Source organism: Mesorhizobium sp. B263B2A, assembly GCF_020165775.1.
GTDB classification, from domain to species: domain Bacteria; phylum Pseudomonadota; class Alphaproteobacteria; order Rhizobiales; family Rhizobiaceae; genus Mesorhizobium; species Mesorhizobium opportunistum.
The window spans coordinates 186,229-202,066 of sequence record NZ_JAIUIU010000008.1 but is presented as its reverse complement, the minus strand read 5'-3'; the positions used below and the strand labels follow the sequence as shown (position 1 = coordinate 202,066).

Sequence of the window (15,838 nt, the reverse complement as noted above, 5' to 3'; positions counted from 1 at the left end):
CTTTAGCGTGCAGGGTATCGCTAAGCTTGCTGTGGCGTAGCAGAGTTGTCATAAATTATCGTCCCACCGATGTGGTTTTCCCGTTCGGAGCTGGGGACGCATTATCGCGAGAAGCAACGCGATGCTTTCCGATCGCGTAGACCGGATCGTTCGGATACGGTGCTCCAATCGGCTGTCGCAGGCCGAACCGTTCTGTCTCAAGCACCGCAGCTGGGACCTGCTCCTCGAGCCAATCGTAGACGACGGTCCGATCGGCAATCCGCCACTCGCCTGCCCTCTTTTGAAACAGATCGCAGTAGCGCCCGCTTAGCAGCATCTGGCGCATTTCTCCGTCTTTGTCCGGTCCGCGTTGCAGCGCGGTGAAATAGCTCTCGACTGCGGCCTGAGCCGGTTTGATGAATTCGACAAGGACGTTCGTGATCTGATGGATGTTGCGCGGTCCGGTCTTGAAGACACCGAGCGCAAACCGGATGAAGCCCTCGGCCGAGCCGCGATAGGCCCCATGATTGTCATGTGCATCAGGCCAGTAGGCGCTACGCAGCGCTGCCTCATCGGCGCGGTCTATCCCGCGGCAGTACCGATAGAGGCAGTCGCGGATCGCCTCACGGTCGAGTAGTTCGGTAGTTTTTGCGGGGTCCATAGTCGAAAATTCCGTCGTTCTGAGGTGTTCCGGGAGCGCATTGTTCCGTTTGCGCGTGGCCTGGGCTACTATGCGCGCAGCAGGCGGATCGTCTATTTCCAGCGCTAGTTCGGGGCAGGATCGCACCCCATCTGCCGCAAGCAGTTGCTCCCCATCCGCAACATCAATGTCACCAGGTAGGATGTAGCCCGCCTCATCCAGCTTGAAGACTGCCGGCGCTCGCGCCGAGCATTGCGCATGACCCTGGCACCTGGCTTTGTGAACGATAATGCGCACGGCTACTTCCCACGTCTGTGCCCAGTTCCGGGCGGCCTTGGTCAAGCCCAATCCAGAATCAGATTTTCGATCCCGAACACATGGCCGCCATGGGTGATGGGTGCTGTTGCCTCCTTGATCCGAAAGGGCGGTATGCGCGCCATCCACTCCTCCAGCCCAATGACAATTTCCCGCCGGGCGAGATGAGAGCCAAGGCAACGGTGGGGACCATAGCCAAAGGCGGCGTGGCGGTTGCCCTCTCGCGTCAGATCGACCGTGTTGGGGGCCTCGAATTCCGCAGGGTCACGATTTGCAATCATCGTGGCGCAGGAAACAAAGTCTCCCTTGCGGATCGGCGCGCCTTTGAAATCGATATCTTTCCGTGCCACGCGGATCATCTGAACGCTCGGATAGGCGCGCAGCAACTCTTCGGCTGCGAGCACAATCCGGTCCGGTTCGTTCCGCAGCAATTCCTGATCTTCGAGGTTGCGCGCGAGATAGGCCAAGTCGAAGCCAATGGCTGCAGCGACGGTGTCGAGTCCCGCAACGAAGGTAAGCACGCCAATGCCACGGACCTCCTGGTCCGTCAACCCGCGACCCTCGACCTGTGCATGCACGATGAAGCTCATGAAATCGTCGACGGGCTCTTTGCGGCGCATCGCCGCTAGTTCGTCGATGAACGCCACAATAGTCCGAGCAGCCGCCGGCCGTCTCACATCGTCGCCGTGGAGCAGATCTTTCGCCCAGCCGACAAATGTATCGAGACGGTGATCCGGCAGTCCGAGAAAGCGAAGGAAGATGTTGACGGCGAAGGGAAAGGCGAAATCCTTCATCACGTCGCAGCTCGTGCCCCGCGAGGCGATGCTGTCGATGAGCGTTATCGCTCGCTCGCGGATAGTTGGTTCAAATTCCGCTACGCGCTGTGGCGAAAGCAGCGGATTGAGCAGTGAGCGAAAGACTCCATGGTACGGTGGATCGAGTTCGAGCGGGATCATCGGCCAGTCTTCGCCCAATGCAGATGCGAAGATGCTGCGATGACTGGAAAAGACTTCGGTCTCCTGCAGCACCCGGCGCTGATCTGCCGCCCGAGTGATGACCCAAGTACCCTGTCCGGCCCGCGTGTTCCAAGGCGAATAAAAGATCGGCGGCCCGGCATGCACGCAAGCGACTGCTGCGTGCGGATCGCCGTTGGGCGTCGGGGACATGCCTGGCGAGGTAAAAAGACTGAAGTCGCCCACCATTTCCGGGGGGACATGATCTGGAACCGGGTTGGCTACCATTTGGTCCTCCTGCGTTCAGGCGTTTACGCCGCTGAACTGCGTGACGCACTGCCGACATCGCCTCAGATGACATTGAGCAAATCGCGTGCCGAATAGGGGCACCGTTGGCACCCGCTCATATATCGTCGTGGCGACCCGGTATGGGGCTACGCCTGGTAGGGCTTTCGACATTCTTGTCCGTTCCAGACATCACAACGGTGCGCATAGAAGCTAACGAGGAGCCTGGTGGAAGCTGCCTAAGGATCGAACGAGGTCCCTCCCAGACCGGGTGTCGCTCGGCGGTAGCGAAGCCGCTCGCGAGCGCGCTCTCCACAAGCGCTGTAGGGAGCGAGCGGCTTTGCGGTGGTAATCGACGGTTCGCAGGCAAGGTGGATTTGCTGACAGCGATTGGTTCGCAGGAACGATCACTGACCATGATGAGCCTGCGCGCTCGTGAAGAAGGCTCCGGCCCCGATCCCTTGCTGGTTTGCCGCCGAGCGGCGGAGCTGGAGCTTGGGGCCGCCGACGCCGCCAACGGCGAAAAGAAGGCCTACGTCCGCCGAGGCTATCGCGAGGCCGCAAATTAGCTCTGAAGATTCCGCCCCGACATTCTTCTGCGTCAGGATCACCTCGCCTGGCGGTGACGATCGCCTCGTCGGACAGCTGCTGCCCGCCGGAGAAATCCTCGACCGCACTCGTCGTACCGGCAACCAGGCCTTCGACTGCTGCGTCGCCGCCCCGGGCCGAGAATCTAACCGCCCTGCTCCGATAGCACGAACAGGATGCGCTGGCGTTCTTTGATGATACGGTCTGCTTCGGGCGGCGTTCAGCTTTGCATCCATCTCGCACGCTACCCTTGCGGACTTGGCATTGGACGCCGACGGGCCTTGCCGACCTTATGGATCATTCGAGCACGCCTTTGTGGACCCATCCCTCTGGAAACTGGACGAAGGGACCGATCGATTTCACCTCGACCACTTGATGCCACCCGGCGCCGTACAGGGCCGGGATGTTGGACGTTCGATCGACGTACAGCTGACGCATTAGACCAGGGGCAGCTTCCGGTTCTGGGACATCGCAACGGAACCATCGATGGCTGGCTCGCCACGGGTGTAGCGCCCTGGGGCTGGAGACTACGGTCAAGGCGATCCGCGACGGGTCGCAAAAGACAGCTGTGCTCTCGTTGGCCTCGGCAGGCGCAGAGGTGGTCAGCAGAATCCAGAGTAGCGGCGCGGACGCCGAGCGAAAACGGAAATCAATATGCGTCGGTCCTACCTCAAGCGGCGGTTGAATTGGGAAAGCGCGGCAGGTTCTCGGTCAGTAACCGCCAGTCGTCGCGCTCGGGTTCGCCTTCCCTGCGCGTCCCGAAAAACTGGATGATCATATTGCCGTCGGCGCCATAGGCTTCGAGTGACGTGACGTGGCCGTCCCTGGTCGGCTTGCGCACGGCCCAAACCTCGCGGATGTGCTGGGTCCTGAGATGCAGGTGGAAAGTGGCGTCGAGAACGTTGATGCAAGGCCCGATCTGCCTGACCAACTTGATCGGGCCGGAATGGATCTGGATGCAGCCAGGATTGCCGACAAAGCACATGATCGGCATCTCGTCCTCGGCGACACGATGGAACATGCCGCCAATGGCAGCATTGTCAAGCAGCCAGGCGTAGTCCTGGCCGACCATGCGGACCGCCCGGCGGCGCCTGAGGTTCAGCGTCTTCAGCATGCCGAAGAACTGGTGTACGTCGGTCAGCTGGCTCCAGTGCTCCCGCAGGTCGTCGATGGTAGCGGCTTGGTCCGGAATGTTTGCCTCGTTTTCGGCTGACCTCGTCTTAACCGATACAATCGGCTCCTGGTTCGAGGATTGGAGTTCGTCTGTCAGTCTTTGATAGGCATAGAGGTTTGAGGACGGCCTCAGATGCACCTTGTGCACTGCCTCGCCTGCGGCGTCGAAAAATTGCAGGCTGCGGCGGATCTCCCCGCCTTCGCGTGTCTCGACGGCAAAGCCATGCGCCCACACCTTCGGGAAGATGCGCAGATCAATGTCATTGCCGAGCACCATGGCGTGATGGCTGCCGGTGAGCACCTTGTCGTAGATGCCTATCTTCTCATGCACGGCACTATCATTGCTGGTCAGCGCCATTACCTCGCCGACCGCCTTGAGAGCGGTTAGAACAACATTGACGCGTGGCTCGATGCGCACCGTGCCAAAACCGCAATGTGCCGCGGAGAGCTCCGCTTCCGAGATGCCCAATTGGCCAGCGAGATCGCGGTCGCGGATTTTGGGGCTGTCTTCGCGTGCCCGCCGGATTCTCTCTGGCGAAGGTTTCTCGCGCTGGTGCATGTCTTACCTCTGCTTGCCCATACTGTCGGTCAGGAGCGTTAGTCCTCGCCAAAAGGGAGCCTCAAAACTCGTGCCAATTTGCCGAAGCATCTCGGAAACTGGCTTACGTGCCAGCTCAGCGGGAACTCGGGCCCAGCCCCTGTGGCGGACGCGACAAATCCGACAATACGTGTCGATTGCCGGACGCCTTCGCAGCAATTCCGAACCGGAATCGCGGCAGTGTTAGCGATGTCGCACTGTTCCAGCGCCGCTTTTCCCATTGGCACGGACCATGCATGGTGATCCGCAAAATCGTCACGCACGAGGATAAGCGAGCCATGATTACGCTCACCGACAAGGCCGTTGCCGCGGTCAAGACCGCTCTTTCCGCCGCTACTGACCCCGCGGAAGGCTTTCGCATCATGGTTCAGCCCGGCGGCTGCTCCGGCTTCAAATACTCAATCGGCTTGGAGAGCGTCCCGCGCGAGGGCGACGCGATCCTCGAGACAGATGGGATCAAGGTGTTCTTAGACGCCGGCTCCCAACCGCATGTCGCCGGCATGACCGTCGACTTCGTCACGGGGCTCGAATCCTCCGGCTTTGTCTTCGATAACCCAAACGCGCGAGCGAAGTGCTCATGCGGCAAGTCCTTCAGCTGATCGTCGAAGCAGGAGAGAGGGCCCGGGAGGTGAGCTCGTCGATCGCGACGGCGGCGCCTGTCTAAATCAATTTGTGGGTGCTGCACCGGCTCTGGATCGTCTCGGCTATCAACGGCGGGTGCAAGCGCGATGAATCCTTGCGCTTAACGTCATTCCGCTCGATTGGAGACCACACCCATGACAGTTCTCTATCTCGACAACAACGCAACGACACGGGTCGATCCCGAGGTCGTTCAAGCGATGTTGCCCTTCCTTACGGATCAATTCGGCAACCCTTCGTCGGCGCACGGTCTTGGCACCCTTGCCGGCGCCGCGTTGAGAAACGCGCGGCGGCAGCTGCAGGCGCTGATCGGCGCGGCGTTTGATGACGAGATCACCTTCACCTCGGGTGGGACGGAAAGCGACAACGCGGCCATTCTTTCGGCGCTCGAGGTGATGCCTGACCGGACAGAGATCGTGACGTCCGCCGTTGAACATCCCGCAGTGCTGGCGCTCTGCGCACATCTTGAGCAGACGCGCCGGGTCAAGGTGCACAGGATCCCGGTGGATCACCATGGCCGGCTCGACATTGACGCTTACCGGGCAGCCCTCAGCTCAAACGTGGCAATCGTCTCGATCATGTGGGCCAACAACGAAACTGGTACGATCTTCCCCGTCGCAAAGCTCGCCGAATTGGCGAAGGAAGTCGGCGCCCTTTTCCACACCGATGCCGTGCAGGCGGTCGGCAAGCTCCCCATGGACCTGAAATCGACCGCTATCGACATGCTATCGCTCTCCAGCCATAAATTGCATGGACCGAAAGGCGTCGGCGCACTTTTCCTCAAGCGCGGTGTGCGCTTCCACTCGCTGATCAAAGGCGGTCACCAAGAGAGAGACCGGCGTGCGGGAACCGAAAACACGCCCGGCATAGTTGGGCTCGGCATGGCAGCCGAACTCGCCCTGAAATTCATGGATGATGAGACCACACGGATAAAGTGGCTACGCGACCGGCTGGAGAACGGGATTCTTCAGCGTGTACCAAACACCTTCGTCAACGGCGATCCCTTCGAGCGCTTGCCGAACACCGCAAACATCGCCTTCGAACGTATCGAAGGTGATGGAATCCTGCATCTCCTCAACCGCGTGGGTATCGCCTGTTCCTCAGGCTCCGCCTGCACCTCTGGCTGTGCACAGCCGAGCCATGTGCTGAGGGCGATGAACATCCCACATGGGGCGGTCCGTTTCTCGTTCTCGCGTGACAACGACCAAGACGACGTGGACCGGGTGCTCGAGGTCTTGCCTGCCATCGTGGAGAAGCTGCGCGAGTCCCTCAGTTCTGCGCCGGAAGGGCGGAGTGCCGAAGACCTTCAATGCGGTCCCTGTCTCAGCGCCGGAAGCTCGGGCGACCATTCATGAGAAGTCAGGTCTTTCTCAAGGAGACGACTCTGCGCGAGGGCGAGCAGGCACCCGGCGTTGCCTTCACCGTGGCGGAAAAACTTGAGATCGCTGAGTCGCTTGCAGCAGCCGGCGTCGCTGAGATCAAGATCGGCACGCCGGCAATGGGCGCCGACGAGATCGACGCAATTCGCGCCGTGGTCGCGCGGAGCCTCTCGGTGCGGCTCACGGCCTGGTGCCGGATGACCTCACCGGATCTCGAAGCAGCGATCGAGGGCGCGGTCCGGGCCGTCAATCTGTCGTTTCCTGCATCGAACATCCAACTTGCCACCAAGCTCGGCCTCGATCAGGCGGGAGCGCTCCAGCTTATCGAGCATATGGTCGGGCGCGCAGCCGCCAGCGGCTCCTCCGTCGCCGTTGGCTGCGAGGATGCTTCACGGGCCGACCGGGATCATCTCGGGCGCGTTATCATGATGGCGGCGCGCGCCGGCGCAAGGCGCGTGAGGCTGGCTGGCACAGCCGGCGTTCTCGACCCCTTTTCGACCTTCGAGCTTGTCGCCCAGCTGGCGGCGATCCGCGCCGGCGCGCGCCATGCCTCGGCCACCGTCCTTGGACTCAGCGAGCGCGCGGGCAATGCCGCGCTGGAAGAGGTGGCCGCCGCGTTAGCTGTCCTCCAGCACGCAGATGCTGGCATCGACCTGACCGCATTGCCTGCCCTGGCAGCCAAGGTCGCGCAGGCGTCACGCCGACCGACAGCCGCCACCAAGCCGATCGTCGGGGCTGTGACCTCCAAAACCCTCCGGAGATCAAGGCGCATGATCCGGCCGCGTCTGGCCGATCTCCTCATAGATGCCAGCAACAAGACCTCGGTCCCATTCAGGTCGGAGCCCGGGCAGATCGAGAGCCAATGCGGCAATAATCGAGCCCATCTCGCACTGCTCGGCGCTGCGCATGGCGCCTGTTCGCCACGCCCGGGCACCGGGGTGCCCAGCCTTGCGACCAACCGATTGCCTCGCTGGCTCAGCCCACCTCGTGCATCAAACTGCGGATTTTCGCGGCTGTAGATCAGAGTTTTTCGTATTTGACCCAACAGTTTTCCGACAAGGGAGAATGTAATGACCTGTTCCGCTGACGGCCGTCCCATCGATGTCACCGATATCGTTACGCGACTGAAAGGAGTGTCGGCCGCGGAGGAGTTCTTCTCTGTCCTTGGCGTCTCCTATGATCCGAAGGTGCTCGACGTTTCACGGCTCCATATCATGAAGCGTGTGGGACAATATCTTGCTGAGGAAGATTTCTCCGGTCTGCCCGACCAGGTGATCGCCGCGCGCGTGCGCGCCCTGCTGGAACGGGCTTACGGGGACTTCGCGGTTTCCTCGCCGCTCACGCACCGGGTCTTCAAGGTGCTCAAAGATCACGATCCGGATAAAGCTTGCACGACACGCCGCGCCTTCGTTCCTTTCGATCCCGTCCTGAAGCCGTTCGGCAGGGAATGATCGCGACATAGACGCGACGCGACAATGTCAAGAAGTCGACAAGTTCGGGATCGCAACGGCGCCATCCGTAGTGAGCAGCCCGAAGGGGAACAGGGCCGCAAAGCACTTGGCACGAATGATGCAGCCAAGAACTCGCACCGCCAGCCCGCCGGATAACAGCGTAGAGAAACGCCAATGCACATCGTCGTCAGCATTAAGCAGGTGCCGGACTCGGCACAGATACGGGTCCATCCGGTGACGAACACCATCATGCGCCAGGGTGTGCCGACCATCATCAACCCCTATGACCTATTCGCCCTCGAAGAAGCTCTCAGGCTACGCGACGCTTATGGCGGCGAGGTCACCGTGCTCACCATGGGTCCGCCCATGGCAGAGGACTCCCTGCGCAAAGCGCTTGGCTACGGCGCCGATCGCGCGGTGCTTTTGACCGACCGCTATTTTGCCGGTTCCGACACACTGGCGACATCACTTGCTCTCTCCCAGGCAATCGCGAAGATCGGCGAAACCTTCGGCACGCCGGACGTGGTCTTCACGGGCAAGCAGACGATCGACGGCGACACCGCGCAAGTCGGGCCCGGCATCGCCAAGCGTCTCGATCTCAGCCAACTCACCTATGTCGCGAGAATCGCTACCATCGATCTTGCTGCGCGCGAGATCACGGTGGAGCGTCGTTGCGAGGGCGGGACGCAGACGCTGAAGAGCAAGCTGCCTTGCCTCATCACCATGCTGGAAGGCACCAACGAGATGCGTCGGGGCTCGATCGAAGACGCATTGAGCGCTGCGCGGAGGCAGGTTGTGAAATGGAGTGCGGCCGAGGCGGGCATTGAGGACCTCACCAAGTGCGGCTTGCGTGGCTCGCCGACGGTCGTCAGACGCGTTTTCGCCCCTACGGCGCGGTCGGAAAAGGCAGCGCAAATTGACACGGCCGAGAAGACGCTGCGCGACCTCGCCGACGAACTGATTGTTGCAATTTTCACCCGCCAGCCGGCACTGGAACCGGAACTCGCCTTCGACGGCGCCTGACGGCAAGGAGCAGACCATATGTCGAGCGCGAACCCAGACACTCCCCGCCCGCCCGCCGGCCGTGCCGGGATGACGAAGGAACTGCCCGAGCGTTTCAGGGCCTATCGGCACGTTTGGGTTTTCATCGAGCTTGAACGCGGCCAGGTCCACTCCGTGTCCTTCGAATTGCTTGGTGAGGGCCGCAAGCTGGCAGACAAACTTGGCGTCCAGCTCTGTGGCGTTGTGCTCGGACCGCCGGAAGAAGCCACCCAGAACGCGGTCGCCGAAGCCTTCGCCTATGGCGCCGACCTTGTCTACTTCGTCGAGTCGCCGCTGCTCGCCGACTATCGGAATGAGCCTTTCACCAAGGCGATGACCGATCTGGTTGATACTTACAAACCCGAGATTCTGCTTCTCGGAGCGACCACGCTCGGCAGGGATCTCGCCGGGTCCGTCGCGACGACCTTGCTAACAGGGCTCACGGCCGACTGCACCGAACTCGATGTGGATGCCGACGGTTCGCTTGCCGCGACCCGTCCGACTTTCGGGGGTTCGTTGCTATGCACGATATACACGCTGAACTACAGGCCGCAGATGGCGACGGTGCGACCGAGGGTCATGCCCATGCCGCAGCGGGCGGACAGAGCGATCGGGCGCGTCATCGCGCACAAGCTTTCACTGGCCGAGGATGAGATCGTCACCAAAATCCTCGGCTTCCTGCCGGATAGCCAGTCAGGCACAGCCAATCTCGCCTATGCCGATGTGGTGGTTGCGGGAGGGCTCGGCCTCGGCGGGGCGGAGAACCTGCAGCTTGTGAAGAGTCTCGCGCGAGCGATTGGCGCCGAATTTGGCTGTTCGCGGCCGCTGGTCCAAAAGGGCTGGATGCCGGCGGATCGGCAGATCGGCCAGACTGGCAAGACAATCCGGCCGAAGCTTTACATAGCGGCTGGTATTTCTGGCGCGATCCAGCACCGCGTTGGGGTTGAGGCAGCCGATCTCATCGTGGCCATCAACACCGACCCGAACGCTCCGATTTTCGATTTCGCTCACCTCGGGATCGTCACCGATGCGGTCCGCTTCCTCCCCGCGCTCACCGAGGCCTTCACCCGGCGGCTGTCACCGCACAGCCGCGACAAGCTTGCGAGCTAAGGGAGATCGAGATGATCAACGAAGAATTCGACGCGATTGTCATCGGAGCCGGCATGTCCGGGAACGCAGCTGCTTACACGATGGCAAGCGACGGCTTGAAGGTACTCCAGTTGGAGCGAGGTGAATATCCGGGCTCCAAGAATGTTCAGGGCGCCATCATGTACGCGAACATGCTGGAGAAGATCATCCCGGATTTCCGCGATGATGCACCTCTGGAGCGGCATCTGGTCGAACAGCGGCTATGGGTCATGGACGAGACCTCCCACACCGGGATTCACTATCGGTCGGAGGACTTCAACGAGGTGAGCCCCAATCGCTATACCATCATCCGTGCCCAGTTCGACAAGTGGTTTTCGCGCAGGGTGCGCCAGGCCGGCGCGACGCTTCTGTGCGAGACGACCGTGACGGAACTCGTGCGTGACAACAAGGGCAAGGTGATCGGGGTGCGGACAGATCGGGCTGGCGGAGCGATCTACGCGGACGTCGTTGTTCTTGCAGAAGGTGTCTGCGGGCTGCTTGGCACGCGAGGCGGCCTGCGCAAGATGCTGACGCCCGAAGCCGTGGCGCTGGCCGTCAAGGAAATGCATTTCTTGCCCGAAGAGGTCATTGAGCAGCGGTTCGGCGTCAAAGGGAGTGAAGGCTGCGTGATCGAGGCAGTCGGCACGATATCCCACGACATGGCCGGGCTCGGGTTCCTCTACACCAACAAGGAATCGATCTCACTGGGCATCGGCTGCCTCGTCTCGGATTTCACCGCGAAGATGGAGAGCCCTTACGCCCTCCTGGAGGCGCTAAAAAACCATCCTTCGATCCGGCCGCTGATCGCCGGCTCGGAGGTGAAGGAATACGCGGCGCATCTCATTCCTGAAGGTGGCTACAAGGCAATTCCGCAGCTCTTTGGCGACGGTTGGGTCGTTGTTGGCGATGCTGCGCAATTGAACAACGCCATTCACCGCGAGGGTTCGAACCTCGCCATGACCTCCGGTCGCATTGCGGCTGAAGCTATCATCCAAGTCAAGAGACGCAACGATCCTATGACCAAACGGAACCTCGCCCTTTACAAGACGATGCTGGACGAATCCTTCGTGGTGAAGGACCTGCGGAAATACAAAGACATGCCAGCCTTACTCCATAATAACGCCGCTAATTTCTTCACGACCTACCCGCGGCTAATGTCGAAAGCCGCGCAGAACTTCATGCGGGTCGACGGCACGCCAAAGATCGAGAAGGAAAGGGCTACTACCGCAGCCTTCATCAAGGCGCGATCGCGGTTGGGTCTGGTCAGGGACGCTATCCGCCTGGCATTGGCGTGGCGGTGAGGCACTGACCACATGACAAACCCAGTGACGAACTTGCGTGTAGAGGACAAGCTTTACCAGAACCGCTATCTGGTGGACTCCGGCCGTCCGCATATAAAGGTGCGACCGCACGAGCAACCAAGCGCGAATCTGGTCGCGCTGACCCACGTCTGTCCAGCGAAATGCTATGAGTCGAACGACAAAGGTCAGGTTGAAATCACCGCTGATGGCTGCATGGAGTGCGGCACCTGCCGCATCTTGTGCGAGGCCAGCGGCGAGATCGAATGGAACTATCCGCGCGGTGGCTTCGGTGTCCTCTTCAAGTTCGGATGATCCGCGTTTGCATAGGGCACGTGTGTACTCCTGAAGTTACCACAAGCGCCAACCGCTTCTGGCGCCATCCTCGCAAAGGGGGCGGGTGAACAGTGTGCTTCCAGAATTGAATGAATGCTACTTGGGAGGAGCATTGGACCACAACTCCTGAGTGTTTCCAGGGCTCACATACCGCCGGACCGGGTTAACGAACGCGGCAGGTCAGATACGCTTTGCGCCGACATGACATCGAGATGAAGAAATTCCAGCGTTCTCACGATGTCGAGAACAAGACCATACCCCTGCGCCAGGTGCGCGGGAACTGTCCGTGCCAAGGCCAAGCTGCTCGGGTCTCTGACGATGATCACGCTTTTGATCGCGATCATGAGGAGCCCAGGCGGGCGTCTGGACGAGAGTAAAGGGGAGGCACGCATCTCCCAGCTGGAACCATGCCGACACAGTATGCGGCGACACCTTCACCGCCGATGAGTTCACAGTCGCCGAGATCGACATCTTCGCCGGAGACCGGTCGAGAACGTTGTGCCGAGGCGCTCACGGGTGAAGGGATCGACACGCGATTTCTGTCTCTCAATGATGTCCGGCCGTAGTCGCCTTCCTCACCTTATGCGGCTGCCGCTGTCCGAGGTCCGACAAATTTATGTCGGAGCAGCCTCATGATATCCGACGCGAAAGCCAATTGCCGATCATAGTGCCGCCTTTTGAGTTGGCATTGCGCTTGCGCTTTGAACTGCGACGTTAACCCGCAACGGAGCCGTTCGATGTCCGCACCGGCAATTTCGGTTGAGAGCCTGACCGAGACGAAGCTCTCCGACCAGTTGCTGGCGAGCGCGAATTCGGGTGGCTGCGTATCTACCTCCTGCGGGTCGTCGACAAGACCGGACGATCTGGATCCGGCTGTCTGGGACAAGATCAAGGATCATCCGTGCTTTTCTGAAGAGGCGCATCACTATTTCGCGCGCATGCACGTCGCTGTCGCGCCTGCGTGCAATGTCCAATGCAACTATTGCAATCGCAAATATGACTGCTCCAACGAAAGCCGGCCTGGGGTTGTCTCGGAAAAGCTGACGCCCGACCAGGCGGTACGCAAGGTTATCGCGGTCGCCAACGAAGTGCCGCAGCTTTCCGTGCTGGGCATCGCCGGACCGGGCGATGCCTGCTACGACTGGGAGAAGACAAAGGCGACGTTCGAACGCGTCGTCAGGGAAATCCCCGACATCAAGCTTTGCATCTCTACCAATGGGCTCGCGCTGCCGGACCATGTCGCCGAGCTTGCCGACATGAATGTCGATCACGTGACGATCACCATCAACATGGTCGATCCGGAAGTCGGAGCAAAGATCTATCCCTGGATCTTTTACGACCACCGCCGCTACGTCGGCATCGAAGCCGCCAGGATCCTGCACGAGCGACAGATGCTGAGCTTGGAGATGCTGAGCGCGCGCGGCATCCTCACCAAAATCAATTCAGTGATGATCCCCGGGGTGAACGACCAGCACCTGGTTGAGGTGAACAAGCAGGTCAAGCAGCGCGGCGCGTTCCTGCACAACGTCATGCCCCTGATTTCAGACCCGGCTCACGGCACGTACTACGGACTGACCGGGCAGCGCGGCCCAAATGCAATGGAGATGACGGCTCTTCAGGATCTTCTTCAAGGCGGCGCCAAGCTGATGCGCCACTGCCGGCAGTGCCGGGCAGATGCCGTCGGCCTGCTCGGCGAGGATCGTGGCCAGGAATTCACGATCGACCAGATTCCTGGCGAGCTCACCTATGATGCCGGCAAGCGCGAAGCCTATCGGGAGCTGGTCGCGGACGAGCGCCGTGATCACCTGGCGGCCAGGAGCGAAGCGATTGGAATGGTCAAGGCAGCCGGCTCCGGCAAGTCCCTGGTCGTCGCGGTGGCGACTAGGGGCGGCGGCCGCGTCAACGAACACTTCGGCCATGCCAAGGAATTCCAGGTGTATGAAGCCTCGCCGATAGGTATCAACTTTGTCGGGCACCGCAAGGTTGAGCAGTATTGCCTCGGCGGGTGGGGCGAGAACGACACTCTCGAGTGCGTCATCGCCGCGCTGGAAGGCGTAGACATCGTGCTTTGCGCCAAGATTGGAAACTGCCCCAAGGATAAGTTGGCGGACGCCGGTATCCGAGCAACCGACGCTTATGGCCATGACTATATCGAAACGGCAATCGGCGCGATTTACGCCGCCGAGTCCGGCGTCCCGGCACTCGCGGCGAACGCCTGAGCCGTCTCATTCCACTCGAACAGGAGTCAAAATGGCTTTCAAGATCATCGCATCCCAATGCACGCAATGCGGCGCCTGCGAATTCGAATGCCCGTCCGGTGCGATCAAGTTCAAAGGCGAGAGCTACGTGGTCGAGCCGCAGAAGTGCACAGAATGCCAGGGAGAATTCGACACGCAACAATGTGCCTCGGTATGCCCGGTGCCGAAGACCTGCGTTCCCGCCTGACCCGGCATAGGGCTGCTTCCGGGAAAGCCTGCGCGCCCCATCAACAACTCTGGCCTCAAACAAACAAGGAACCGCCATGCGGCTCGCACGCGAACAGGAGGTCGAAATCCGCAGGCCTCCCCAATTCAGGCCGGGAGAGCGGGTCCGCGCCACTCGTCACATAAAGAATGACGGCACCTATCCTGGCAGGGAGATCGGCGAAAATCTCGTGCGCAAGGGTGAAGAGGGTTATGTGCGCGACATCGGCACCTTTCTACAGCAGTTCTTCATCTATGCCGTCGAATGGATCGACCGTGGCACGGTCGTTGGCATGCGAGCGCGCGAATTGATGAGCCTCGACAGGGCCGACCTTGCCGGTAGGGCCGAAGAAAACGCGAAGCAAGGGACGGCCTGATGAAAGTTATGATCCGCAGGACCGATGCCGGATTGTCCGCGTACGTCCCCAAAAAAGATCTCGAAGAGGCGATTATCAAGTTCGAGAACCAAGATTTGTGGGGTGGGGTCGTAACGCTCAGGAACGGCTGGCGCCTTCTCCTACCCGATCTTCCCCCGAATACGCGTCTGCCGATCACCGTCGAGGCAAGAAAGCTTTCGGACGACGACTGACGTTTCGCCTCAATCAGGAGGCGTGGAGAGGAAACGAGCATGAACACGATCCCGACCTCGGGCCACCTCTTCGTCGTCCGCGACAGTTTTGCCCGAAAGCTGCTTGAGCTGGCCAGACAAGCGCTCATTTCCGATCACGTGATCCCGTATCTCGGTCCGGGTCTGCTGCGGCTAAGCTCAGCGGAGCCGCCTGTACCGTGCACCCCGGAGGCCGTCGCCGCCGCACTCAACACCCGGGCCACAGCTCCCTCGAAGATCCGCACCAACATGTGGTCGGTCGCGCAATTCATCGAGCAGCGCCGGCATCGCCGCACACTTCAAGCCTGGATGGCAGATATATTCGCGGGGCCGACGGCGCCGACGCTCCTCCACAACTGGCTCGCAAAGCTCCCGCTCTCCCTCATCGTCGACAGCTGGTACGAAGGCGCCATGAGGGCGGCGCTGGCTGAGGCCGGCCGAACCGACGTCGCCGAGATACAAGGCGTCACCCGGGCGAACGAAACTCGCGACATTTGGACCAGAACCTACGACTTGTTCGGGACGGAGCTCGAGCCCGGAGCAGCGACAAGGACGGTTCTCTACGCGCCTCATGGCAGTATCAGGCCGGCCGCAAATTTCCTCATAGCCGATTCCGACTATGTCGAAGCCCTGACCGAGATCGACATCCAGACCCCTATCCCTGACGTGGTCAAGGAACGGCGCACCGACCGGGGCTTTTTATTCCTCGGCTGCCGCTTCAACGATCAGATGCTGCGCACTTACGCCAGGCAGATCATGAAGCGCTCAGAAGGCCCACGTTACGCGATAATGGACGGGAAAACGCTGACCAGAAACGAAGCGCGTTTCCTTGGGGCAAGCGGGATCACGGTGATTGACATGCCAGACAGCGATGCCGTGGCGCAACTCGCCGGGTCAACGACTTGAGCCAATGCCCTGGTCAACTTGAGGACTTCGTTGGTGTGAGTCGATGGCTTGTTTTTGAAG

18 protein-coding genes and 1 pseudogene are annotated in these 15,838 nt (G+C 60.7%); 14 read left to right on the top strand and 5 right to left on the bottom strand.

Features of this window, described 5'->3' with window-relative positions; genetic code table 11:
- Window positions 1-55 precede the first annotated feature (55 nt).
- The 3 genes and pseudogenes from LB568_RS15865 to LB568_RS15855 form a co-directional block, all read right to left on the bottom strand.
- The gene (locus LB568_RS15865; RefSeq protein ID WP_064993573.1) at window positions 56-640 is read right to left on the bottom strand and encodes a nuclear transport factor 2 family protein; all 585 of its coding nucleotides are present in this window, start codon (window positions 638-640) and stop codon (window positions 56-58) included.
- 153 nt (window positions 641-793) lie between these two features.
- Window positions 794-916, bottom strand: a pseudogene (locus LB568_RS15860) (ferredoxin); the annotation flags it as partial.
- 41 nt (window positions 917-957) lie between these two features.
- On the bottom strand, window positions 958-2,175 hold the full coding sequence (locus LB568_RS15855) for a cytochrome P450 (RefSeq protein WP_064993533.1): 1,218 nt from the start codon (window positions 2,173-2,175) through the stop codon (window positions 958-960).
- Between the two features lie 368 nt (window positions 2,176-2,543).
- On the opposite strand from LB568_RS15855, the gene LB568_RS15850 reads away from it, so the two are divergent.
- Complete coding sequence (locus LB568_RS15850) at window positions 2,544-2,741, top strand: hypothetical protein (protein ID WP_064993534.1); 198 nt, start codon at window positions 2,544-2,546, stop codon at window positions 2,739-2,741.
- Window positions 2,742-3,430: 689 nt separating this feature from the next.
- On the opposite strand, the gene LB568_RS15845 is transcribed toward LB568_RS15850, so the two are convergent.
- Complete coding sequence (locus LB568_RS15845) at window positions 3,431-4,492, bottom strand: hemin-degrading factor (protein WP_064993535.1); 1,062 nt, start codon at window positions 4,490-4,492, stop codon at window positions 3,431-3,433.
- Between the two features lie 317 nt (window positions 4,493-4,809).
- Here LB568_RS15845 and LB568_RS15840 point away from each other — a divergent pair, with 317 nt between their 5' ends.
- The 8 genes from LB568_RS15840 to LB568_RS15805 all read left to right on the top strand — a co-directional run bounded on the left by LB568_RS15840 (window position 4,810) and on the right by LB568_RS15805 (window position 11,782).
- A complete protein-coding gene (locus LB568_RS15840) occupies window positions 4,810-5,130 on the top strand; it encodes a HesB/IscA family protein (protein ID WP_064993574.1) in 321 nt (106 codons plus the stop codon).
- A 177-nt stretch (window positions 5,131-5,307) separates the two neighbouring features.
- Complete coding sequence (nifS, locus tag LB568_RS15835) at window positions 5,308-6,525, top strand: cysteine desulfurase NifS (RefSeq protein ID WP_064993536.1); 1,218 nt, start codon at window positions 5,308-5,310, stop codon at window positions 6,523-6,525.
- Window positions 6,522-7,568 (top strand): pyruvate carboxyltransferase, encoded by a 1,047-nt coding sequence (locus LB568_RS15830; protein ID WP_224655971.1) that lies wholly within the window; start codon window positions 6,522-6,524, stop codon window positions 7,566-7,568. Before nifS ends, LB568_RS15830 begins: the two co-directional genes overlap by 4 nt.
- A gap of 51 nt (window positions 7,569-7,619) precedes the next feature.
- On the top strand, window positions 7,620-8,000 hold the full coding sequence (nifW, locus tag LB568_RS15825; protein ID WP_064993537.1) for a nitrogenase stabilizing/protective protein NifW: 381 nt from the start codon (window positions 7,620-7,622) through the stop codon (window positions 7,998-8,000).
- Between the two features lie 174 nt (window positions 8,001-8,174).
- Window positions 8,175-9,023, top strand: a complete 849-nt coding sequence (locus LB568_RS15820; protein WP_013533507.1) for an electron transfer flavoprotein subunit beta/FixA family protein — start codon at window positions 8,175-8,177, stop codon at window positions 9,021-9,023.
- Window positions 9,024-9,041: 18 nt separating this feature from the next.
- On the top strand, window positions 9,042-10,151 hold the full coding sequence (locus LB568_RS15815; protein WP_064993538.1) for an electron transfer flavoprotein subunit alpha/FixB family protein: 1,110 nt from the start codon (window positions 9,042-9,044) through the stop codon (window positions 10,149-10,151).
- Between the two features lie 11 nt (window positions 10,152-10,162).
- Window positions 10,163-11,470, top strand: a complete 1,308-nt coding sequence (locus tag LB568_RS15810; protein ID WP_064993539.1) for an FAD-dependent oxidoreductase — start codon at window positions 10,163-10,165, stop codon at window positions 11,468-11,470.
- Window positions 11,471-11,482: 12 nt separating this feature from the next.
- Window positions 11,483-11,782, top strand: a complete 300-nt coding sequence (locus LB568_RS15805; protein WP_064993540.1) for a ferredoxin family protein — start codon at window positions 11,483-11,485, stop codon at window positions 11,780-11,782.
- A 164-nt stretch (window positions 11,783-11,946) separates the two neighbouring features.
- On the opposite strand, the gene LB568_RS15800 is transcribed toward LB568_RS15805, so the two are convergent.
- Entirely contained in the window at window positions 11,947-12,147 is a 201-nt protein-coding gene (locus LB568_RS15800) for a hypothetical protein (protein WP_064993541.1), read from the bottom strand.
- Window positions 12,148-12,540: 393 nt separating this feature from the next.
- Between LB568_RS15800 and nifB the strand changes: the two genes are divergently transcribed.
- The 5 genes from nifB to LB568_RS15775 all read left to right on the top strand — a co-directional run bounded on the left by nifB (window position 12,541) and on the right by LB568_RS15775 (window position 15,778).
- A complete protein-coding gene (nifB, locus tag LB568_RS15795) occupies window positions 12,541-14,022 on the top strand; it encodes a nitrogenase cofactor biosynthesis protein NifB (protein WP_064993542.1) in 1,482 nt (493 codons plus the stop codon).
- 31 nt (window positions 14,023-14,053) lie between these two features.
- Complete coding sequence (locus LB568_RS15790) at window positions 14,054-14,248, top strand: 4Fe-4S dicluster domain-containing protein (RefSeq protein ID WP_013533512.1); 195 nt, start codon at window positions 14,054-14,056, stop codon at window positions 14,246-14,248.
- A 76-nt stretch (window positions 14,249-14,324) separates the two neighbouring features.
- Complete coding sequence (locus LB568_RS15785) at window positions 14,325-14,642, top strand: nitrogen fixation protein NifZ (RefSeq protein WP_064993543.1); 318 nt, start codon at window positions 14,325-14,327, stop codon at window positions 14,640-14,642.
- Window positions 14,642-14,854 carry a putative nitrogen fixation protein NifT gene (gene nifT / locus LB568_RS15780; RefSeq protein ID WP_064993544.1) on the top strand — a complete coding sequence of 71 codons (213 nt, stop codon included), beginning with the start codon at window positions 14,642-14,644 and terminating at the stop codon, window positions 14,852-14,854. The genes LB568_RS15785 and nifT overlap by 1 nt, the downstream gene beginning before the upstream one ends.
- A gap of 39 nt (window positions 14,855-14,893) precedes the next feature.
- Window positions 14,894-15,778 carry an SIR2 family NAD-dependent protein deacylase gene (locus LB568_RS15775; protein WP_064993545.1) on the top strand — a complete coding sequence of 295 codons (885 nt, stop codon included), beginning with the start codon at window positions 14,894-14,896 and terminating at the stop codon, window positions 15,776-15,778.
- Window positions 15,779-15,838 lie beyond the last annotated feature (60 nt).